The 8,182-nt window shown below is 70.6% G+C and carries 8 protein-coding genes; 4 read left to right on the top strand and 4 right to left on the bottom strand.

Features of this window, described 5'->3' with window-relative positions; genetic code table 11:
* Positions 1 to 1,046, bottom strand: a 1,046-nt coding sequence (locus ACJA3G_RS23990) for a steroid 3-ketoacyl-CoA thiolase (protein WP_406555103.1), incomplete at its 3' end; no start/stop codon positions are given.
* A gap of 270 nt (positions 1,047 to 1,316) precedes the next feature.
* On the opposite strand from ACJA3G_RS23990, the gene ACJA3G_RS23985 reads away from it, so the two are divergent.
* Complete coding sequence (locus ACJA3G_RS23985; protein WP_406555104.1) at positions 1,317 to 2,558, top strand: cytochrome P450; 1,242 nt, start codon at positions 1,317 to 1,319, stop codon at positions 2,556 to 2,558.
* On the opposite strand, the gene ACJA3G_RS23980 is transcribed toward ACJA3G_RS23985, so the two are convergent.
* Both ACJA3G_RS23980 and ACJA3G_RS23975 read right to left on the bottom strand, forming a co-directional pair.
* Positions 2,548 to 2,817, bottom strand: coding sequence for a DUF397 domain-containing protein (locus tag ACJA3G_RS23980; protein ID WP_406555102.1), 270 nt, complete (start codon positions 2,815 to 2,817; stop codon positions 2,548 to 2,550). The genes ACJA3G_RS23985 and ACJA3G_RS23980 overlap by 11 nt on opposite strands.
* Positions 2,798 to 3,625, bottom strand: a complete 828-nt coding sequence (locus ACJA3G_RS23975) for a helix-turn-helix domain-containing protein (protein ID WP_406555101.1) — start codon at positions 3,623 to 3,625, stop codon at positions 2,798 to 2,800. The genes ACJA3G_RS23980 and ACJA3G_RS23975 overlap by 20 nt, the downstream gene beginning before the upstream one ends.
* Positions 3,626 to 3,719: 94 nt before the next feature.
* On the opposite strand from ACJA3G_RS23975, the gene ACJA3G_RS23970 reads away from it, so the two are divergent.
* Positions 3,720 to 4,175, top strand: coding sequence for an ATP-binding protein (locus ACJA3G_RS23970; RefSeq protein ID WP_406555100.1), 456 nt, complete (start codon positions 3,720 to 3,722; stop codon positions 4,173 to 4,175).
* Between the two features lie 43 nt (positions 4,176 to 4,218).
* A complete protein-coding gene (locus ACJA3G_RS23965; RefSeq protein WP_406555099.1) occupies positions 4,219 to 4,920 on the top strand; it encodes a pyridoxamine 5'-phosphate oxidase family protein in 702 nt (233 codons plus the stop codon).
* Here the strand turns inward: ACJA3G_RS23965 and ACJA3G_RS23960 are convergent.
* On the bottom strand, positions 4,824 to 6,881 hold the full coding sequence (locus ACJA3G_RS23960) for a bifunctional glycosyltransferase 87/phosphatase PAP2 family protein (RefSeq protein WP_406555098.1): 2,058 nt from the start codon (positions 6,879 to 6,881) through the stop codon (positions 4,824 to 4,826). The two genes, ACJA3G_RS23965 and ACJA3G_RS23960, sit on opposite strands and share 97 nt — an antisense overlap.
* A 265-nt stretch (positions 6,882 to 7,146) precedes the next feature.
* Between ACJA3G_RS23960 and ACJA3G_RS23955 the strand changes: the two genes are divergently transcribed.
* Positions 7,147 to 8,182: DUF2330 domain-containing protein (locus tag ACJA3G_RS23955; RefSeq protein ID WP_406555097.1), on the top strand; the 1,036-nt coding region annotated here is incomplete at its 3' end.

The following is an 8,182-nucleotide window of genomic DNA, read 5'->3' as shown; positions in this document are numbered from 1 at the left end:
GCCCCCACCGGATGCCCCAGCGCGATCGCCCCGCCGTTCACGTTCACCTTGTCCAGGTCCTGGTCGAAGACCTGCGCSCACGACAGCACCACCGACGCGAACGCCTCGTTGATCTCGACCACGTCGATGTCCCGCAGCGACATCCCCGCCTTCCCCAGCACCGCCCGCGTCGCGTCGATCGGCCCGTCCAGATGGAAGTGCGGATCGGCGCCCACCACGGCCTGCGCCACGATCCGCGCCCGCGGGCGCAGCTTCAGCGCCCGCGCCATCCGCTTCGACGCCCACATGATCGCCGCCGCCCCGTCGGAGATCTGCGAGGAGTTCCCGGCCGTGTGCACCGCCGTCGGCATCACCGGCTTGAGCCGGGCCAGCGCCTCCATGGACGTGTCCCGCAACCCCTCGTCCCGGTCCACCAGCCGCCACATTCCCTGCCCGGCCGCCTGCTCCTCCTCCGTCGTCGGCACCTGCACCGCGAACGTCTCCCGCTTGAACCGCTCCTCCGCCCACGCCACCCCCGCCCGCTCCTGCGAGAGCAGCCCGAGCGAGTCGACGCGCTCGCGCGTCAGCCCCCGGTGCCGGGCGATCCGCTCCGCCGCCTCGAACTGGTTGGGCAGGTCCACGTTCCACTCGTCCGGGAACGGCTTGCCCGGCCCGTGCTTGGACCCCGACCCCAGCGGCACCCGCGACATCGCCTCCACCCCGCAGCTGATGCCCACGTCCACCACCCCCGCCGCGATCATGTTCGCGACCATGTGGCTGGCCTGCTGGGAGGAGCCGCACTGGCAGTCGACCGTGGTCGCCGCCGTCTCGTACGGAAGCCCCATCGCCAGCCACGCGTTGCGCGCCGGGTTCATCGACTGCTCACCGGCGTGCGTGACCGTCCCGCCGACGATCTGCTCGACACAGTCCGCGTGGATGCCGGTGCGCCCCAGCAGCTCGCGGTAGGTCTCGCCGAGCAGATAGGCGGGGTGGAGATTGGCGAGAGCGCCTCCGCGCTTGCCGATCGGCGTGCGTACGGCTTCGACGATGACGGGTTCCGCGGCCATGAGCTCGTCCTCTCCTCAACGACTCCAAGCCCGGCCGCGGGGCCTCCCGGAGCCGCCACGGACCGAACTAGTACGCGTTCTAGTTCTGCTTGCAGTCTGGTGAGGGCTACCCCCGGTACGCAAGGGTTGTGCACCTACCGCGCGCGCTCCCGCGCGAGAACGAACACCCCCCGCACCCTTGCGACTTGTAGAACCCGTTACTACCTTTCAGACAATTCTGATGGGTCGTCAGGAAACGTGTCCGAACGTGCCGACCGGATGGAGCTGCCGATGCGCTGCCCCCACCTTCCCGAGGGGTTCGACTTCACCGACCCCGACCTGCTCCAGGACCGCGTCCCGTACCCGGAGTTCGCCGAGGCGCGGCAGACCGCCCCGGTCTTCTGGTGCTCCCAGCCGCACGGTCTCGCCGGCTTCGGCGACGACGGCTACTGGGTGGTGACCCGGCACGCCGACGTCAAATACGTCTCCACCCACCCGGAGCTGTTCTCCTCCACCACCAACACCGCGATCATCCGCTTCAACCAGAACATCACCCGGGAGCAGATCGAGGTCCAGCGGCTGATCATGCTGAACATGGATCCGCCGGAGCACACCCGGGTCCGCCAGATCGTCCAGCGCGGCTTCACCCCGCGCGCGATCCGCTCGCTGGAATCCGCCCTGCGCGACCGCGCCCGCCGGATCGTCGACACGGCCCTCGCCGCCTCCGAGGGCCGCGACTCCTTCGACTTCGTCACCAACATCGCCGTCGAGCTGCCGCTCCAGGCGATCGCGGAGCTGATCGGCGTACCGCAGGAAGACCGTACGAAGATCTTCGACTGGTCCAACAAGATGGCGGCGTACGACGACCCCGAGTACGCCCTCACCGAGGAGATCAGCTCCGAGGCCGCCATGGAGATCGTCAGTTACGCGATGAACCTCGCGGCGGCACGCAAGGAGTGCCCGGCGAAGGACATCGTCTCGACGCTCGTCGCCGCCGAGGGCGAGGGCAACCTGCTGGCCGACGAGTTCGGCTTCTTCGTCATCCTGCTGGCGGTCGCGGGCAACGAGACGACCCGCAACGCCATCAGCCACGGCATGCACGCGTTCCTCACCCACCCCGACCAGTGGGAACTGTACAAACGCGAACGCCCCGAGACCGCAGCCGAGGAGATCGTGCGCTGGGCGACACCCGTGGTGTCCTTCCAGCGTACGGCGGTCCAGGACACCGAGCTCGGCGGCGAGAAGATCAAGGCGGGCGACCGGGTCGGCCTGTTCTACTCCTCCGCCAACAACGATCCCGAACTCTTCGACGAGCCCGAGCGGTTCGACATCCTCCGCGACCCCAACCCCCACCTCGGCTTCGGCGGCGGAGGCCCCCACTTCTGCCTCGGCAAGTCGCTGGCGGTGCTGGAAATCAACCTGATCTTCAACGCCATCGCGGACGCCCTGCCGAACCTCACGCTCGCGGGCGACCCGCGCCGTCTCCGTTCAGCGTGGCTGAACGGCATCAAGGAGCTTCAGGTCACGCCGTAACGGATCTGACGAACGCGCCGAACGCGGCGGGAGAGAGCGTGATGACCGGGCCGTCCGGGTCCTTGGAGTCGCGGACGGCGACGGCGTGGGGGAGGTCTGCGACCTCTATGCACTCGCCACCCTGGTCGCTGCTGTGCGACGACTTGCGCCAGGCGGCGCCGTGGAGGGTGGCGCATTCGACGCAGTCGCCACCCTGATCGCCGCTGTAGCTCGACTTACGCCACTGGGCGTCGGCCAGCTCAGAGTCGTTGCTCCCCATAGCGCTCCTCCATCACCCGCCGGATCAGCTCTGCCGAGTCCCGCAAGGACAGGGCGGCTGCCTGGAGATGATCGTATCGGAGCGAACAGTCCCTGACGGTCTCCGGGTTGGCAGTCGGATGCCCCATGCCGTAACCCTCGGTGTAGACGATCGCAGGGTCGTCGGAGAACCGATAGAGGTTAAAGGAGCCTTGTAGACCGGCGTGTGCACCGGCGCCGTATGGCAGCACCTGAATGTTGGTTTGCGGGACGTGCTCGTAACTCAACAGGCGCTCAAGTTGCTCCCGCATCACGGATGCCCCGCCAATCTCCTGATTCAGTGCCGCTTCCCCCAGGATCGCCCACAGGACCGGGGGGTTCGCCCTCCCCAGGATTCGCTGTCGCGCGATGCGGACCGCTGTCCGGTCGTCCAGGTTGTCGGGATCCACCGCACCCAGCACCGCCCGCGCATACCCCTGCGTCTGAAGCAGCCCATGCACCATGTGCGTCTGGAACGTACAGATCTCCGTCGCCCGTGACTCCAGCTCCGCCACCTGCTGAAACCACGCCGGGAGCTGGCTCCGCAGGACCAGGGGGAGCAGCCGGGACAGTAACCCGCCCGTGCCGAGCGCCGCGTCGGCGCGTTCGCTGAAGTCCGCCGTGGGGAGTTTTCTCGCTGTCTCGATCTGGCCGATGAGCGAGCCGGTGTACGAGATGATCGCGCCCAGTTGCTTCTGGGTGAGCCCGCCCGCCTCGCGGTAGCGGCGGAGCTCGTATCCGTAGTAGTCGAGCGGCGACGCGCTCGGGTCGAGGACGTTGATGTGGACCACGGCGGGTACCCCCTCGGACTCAACTCCGCTTACACGTGCGCGGATTGTATTCATTTCGTAGCCGAGAGTAGCCATCGGGCGGGACGCTCGTACCGTGAACGACAATTCCCAGTACTGCATGCGCCTGACGGTCGGCGCGCACTCCGCCCGCCACGTCCGCAGGATCGTCCGTATGCACCTCGACCTCTGGGCCATGTCCGACCTCGTGGACGCGGTCGAGCTCGCCGTGACGGAGCTGCTCGCCAATGTGGTGCGGCATGTGCCGGACCGCTACTGCGAGTTGCTGCTCCGGCGCCGGCCGCACGGCGTCCGGGTCGAGGTGTCGGACCGCCATCCGCAGCTGCCGCTTCCTCTCGACGCGTCGGAGGAGGACGAGTTCGGGCGGGGGCTCGTCCTCCTGGACGCGGTGGTCGACAGGTGGGGGGTGACGCCGGGGCCGGTCACGGCCGGTAAGACGGTGTGGTTCGAGTGCGGCAGCGCCCCGGCCCCCGCACCCGCGCCGACGAGGCAGGGTATGACCTCGCCCCTTGATTGCCTGCAGGGCGACTGAAATAGTTGTCTGCACGCATCACGCCAACGGAATCGGTGGGGGAATGAGTATCCAGGAACAGAATCAGCAGCAAACGGGGCAGCTTGCGGTGACCGAGCGGACCCGGCACCGGCGGCTGCGGGAGCAGGGCAGTACCGAGGTGGCCGACCTCGACGCCGTCCTGCGCGCCGGGTTCGTCTGCCACCTCGGTGTGGTGGTGGACGGCACGCCGATGGCCGTTCCCACGGTGTACGGCGTGGACTTCGCCACCCGTACCCTCTACCTCCACGGCTCGGTGGCCGGCCGCAGCCTCGTCCAGGCCCCGGACAGCACGGTGTGCGTGACCGTGACGCACATCGACGGGCTCGTCCTAGCCCGGTCCGTCTTCGAGCACGGGATCAACTACCGCAGCGCGATGATCTACGGCGTGCCGCGCCCGGTCACCGATGACGACGAGCTGCTGCACGGGCTGCGGGTCCTGACCGAGAACTGCGCTCCGGGACAGTGGGAGTACGCGCGCGAGCCCAGCCGCAAGGAGCTCGCCGCCACCTCGCTGCTCGCGCTGACGCTGGAGGAGGCGTCCGTGAAGACCGCGTCCGGCCCACCCCAGGACGGGGACGGGCCGGACGGCGAACTCGGGCTGTGGGCGGGCGTGGTGCCGCTGCGGACCTACTTCGGCGCGCCGGAGCCCGACCCGGCTCTGCCCGCCGGCATCGCGCTGCCGCCCCATGTCGCCGCTCTGGGCCCGGGCGGCTGGGGGAGCTGAACGCCGCGCGGGCCGGCCAGCACGTACACCAGGGCGAAGCCCGCGCCGACGACCGTGGCACCGCCCACCGCGTCGAGCACCCAGTGGTTGGCGGTGACGACTATCGCGCAGACCGTGAAGAGCGGGTGGAGCAGGCCCAGGGCCTTCATCCACAGCTTGGGGGCCACCACCGCGATCACGATCCCGCACCACAGGGACCAGCCGAAGTGCAGCGAGGGCATCGCCGCGTACTGGTTGGTGACCTGCGTCATCGCCCCGTAGTCCGGGTTGGCCAGGTCCTGCGGGCCGTGGACGGTGTCGATGAAGTCCATGCCCGGCATCAGGCGCGGCGGGGCCAGCGGGAAGAACCAGAAGCCGAGCAGGCCGAGGAGCGTGGCGAGGCCCAGCGCCGAGCGGGCCCAGCGGTAGTCCACCGGGCGGCGCACGTACAGCACGGCGAGGATCGTCAGCGGCACGATGAAGTGGAACGTCTCGTAGTAGAAGTCGAAGAACGAGCCGAGCCACTTCACGTGCTGGATCGCGTGGTTGGCCCAGTGCTCGATGTCGATGTGGAGGGCGCTCTCGATGGACACGATGGTGCGGCCGTGCGCCTGGGCCGTCTCCCGCCCGGCGGTGGCCTCCAGCCGGATGTGGGAGTACGCGGAGTAGCCGACGCGGATGACGAGCAGTTCCAGGAGCAGGTTGGGGCGGCTGAGCACCCGGCGCCAGAACGGCAGCAGCGGGACGCGGGCCCAGCGCGCGGGGGCGGGGCGGGCGTAGGTGGTGGGTACCGGCGTGCGGAAGTGCTCGGAGGTACGCGGCAGGAACGGGACCAGGCAGGCCGCCGCCAGCGCGGTCAGCAGCGGAACGTTTTCGCGCAGCGGCTGGAGGAACCCCACGTTGGGCAGGAGCACCGCGCCCGGGAGCGTCATCACCAGGACGACCACGGCGGGCCAGGCGGCTCGGTCGCGTGCCTTGGTCCCGGCCCGGCCGACGATCGCCAGCAGCACCCACAGGAGCTGGTGCTGCCAGGCCGTCGGCGAGACGGCGACGGCGACACAGCCGGTGAGGGCGACGGCGAGCAGTAACTGCCCGTCGCGCGCGTACCGGACGGCCCGGCGCAGCCCGGCGACGGCCACGGCGGCGGCGAGGACGACGAAGAGCGCGATCTCCAGCGGGCCTTCGAGGCCGAGACGGAGCAGCGCCCCGTGCAGGGACTGGTTGGCGAGGCCGTCGGGGCGCGCGCCCAGTCCGGCGCCGGCCACGTGGTGCACCCAGTACATCCAGGAGTCGTGCGGCATCAACGCCCAGGTCAGCGCGGTCGCCCCGGCGAAGGTGGCGGTGGTGGAGAGGGCCGCGCGCCGGCGTCCGGTGAACCACAGCAGCGGGACGAAGAGGAGCACGGTGGGCTGGAGGGCCGCGCCGACGCCGATGAGCACCCCGGAGCAGCGCTCACCCCGTACGGCGAAACAGCCGAGCAGGACGAGCAGGACGGGGATGATGCTGGTCTGCCCGGTGGTGAGGGCGTTGCGGACCGGCAGCGAGATCATGAGCAGACTGATGGCGACGGGCACGGCGAGCACCGAACCGCCGCGCGGGAGCGGCCCCGGCAGCGCGCGGGCGGCCACGGCGCCCAGCACCGCGACCAGCAGCAGCGTGGAGAACGTCCAGGCCACCCCGAGCGCCTGTTCCGCCGCGTGGGTCAGCGGTTTGAGGACGAGCCCGGCGAAGGGGGTGCCGGTGAAGTGCCCGGTGTCGTACAGGTCGCCGCGCACGTGCAGCACGCCGCCCGCGCCCGTCCAGGTCTCCAGGTCGGTGAGCCGTTCCCCCGGTGGGAGCCGCAGGACATGGGCCATCTGCCGTACCGCGAGAACCGCGGCCAGCAGCCACATGACCACCCGGGCCGTGCCCGCCCGGGAGTCCGCCGTGTCCGAGTCCGAGTCCACCGTGCTGCCGCGTCCGCCGTGCTCCGCATTCGCCACGCCGCGCCGAACCTCCCACCGTCTTCCGTTGGCCCGCTGTTCGTCTGCCGCACGGCCCTCCGGCCGTGGGGCGGCCTGCCCTCAGAGCCTCGCACCACCCCGGTCAAGAGACTCAGGCAACCCCCACTTCGCCTGACTGTCACCCGTGTTTTGACCGGAATCACCACGACTGGCGTCCGCGGCGTACCGGAACCGGACCCGCCGCGATGCCGTCGTAGCTCCCGTCGGCGATCTCGCCGACGCGTGGCGGACGGAAGGCGGGGGCATGCGCGGCAGAGGCGTCGGACGGCGGACTTGGCTGGTCACGGGGGCGTTGCTGGCCCTCCAACTCGGCTCGCTGGTGTCGCCCGCGTACGCCTGCGGGTGCGGTGCGATGGTCCATGGCACGGGTACGCGACTCGCCGTGCGTCAGGAGACGTCGGCGGTGCGGTGGGACGGACACAGCGAGCAGATCGTGATGAGTCTCACGGTCGACGGCGACGCCCCGAAGGCGGCGTGGATCATGCCGGTGCCGCACCGGGCGACGGTGACGCTCGGCGAACGCGCGCTCTTCTCCGACCTGGAGCACGCGGTGGCGCCCGCGCACCGGGACCGCGACCACTTCTGGCCGGAGGACGGCGACTGGCCCTTCACGCACGACCGCCGCCGGGTCGGGGACGGCGCCGCGGCCCCGAGCGCGGCGGCGCCGCCGGTCGGTGTGGTCGGCCGCGAACGCCTCGGCCCCTTCGACGTGGCCCGCCTCACGGCCACGGACCCGGACGCGCTGCGCGACTGGCTGAAGGCGAACGGCTTCCAGCTCCCGCCCGCGCTCTCCACCGAACTGCGGCCGTACGTCGACGCCAAGTGGGAGTACGTGGCGGTCCGCCTGGCCCCCGCGTCCGGCAACGGCCCCCTGTCGGGCACGCTCGACCCCCTGAAGCTGACGTTCGCGAGCGACCGCCTGGTCTACCCGATGCGGCTGTCGCGCCTGGCCAAGACGGCGCAGTCGCTACGGCTGTACGTGGTCTCCGCGCACCGGATGGAACCGGCGTCGGCGATCGGGGGCGGGGCGCCGGAGGTGCTGTACGCGGGGCGGGTACCGGAGGAGTCCACGGAGCTGGCACGCTTCGCGACGACGTCCGGTGCCGGGACCCCGTACCTCACGGCGCTGAACCAGTCGTTCGACCGCCCGTCGCAGATCACGGGCGACCACGAACTGCTCCGGGCGCCCGACGACGCCCCGTTCCAACGGGTGGTCTACCGGGACCGGTTGTGGTGGGGTGACCGGGCGGCGGCCTGCCCTGCGGCGGATCAGCAGCAGC

The sequence above is a fragment of the Streptomyces sp. YS-3 genome (assembly GCF_045257485.1).
Lineage (GTDB): Bacteria > Actinomycetota > Actinomycetes > Streptomycetales > Streptomycetaceae > Streptomyces.
This window is presented reverse-complemented; position numbering and strand designations above follow the sequence as displayed.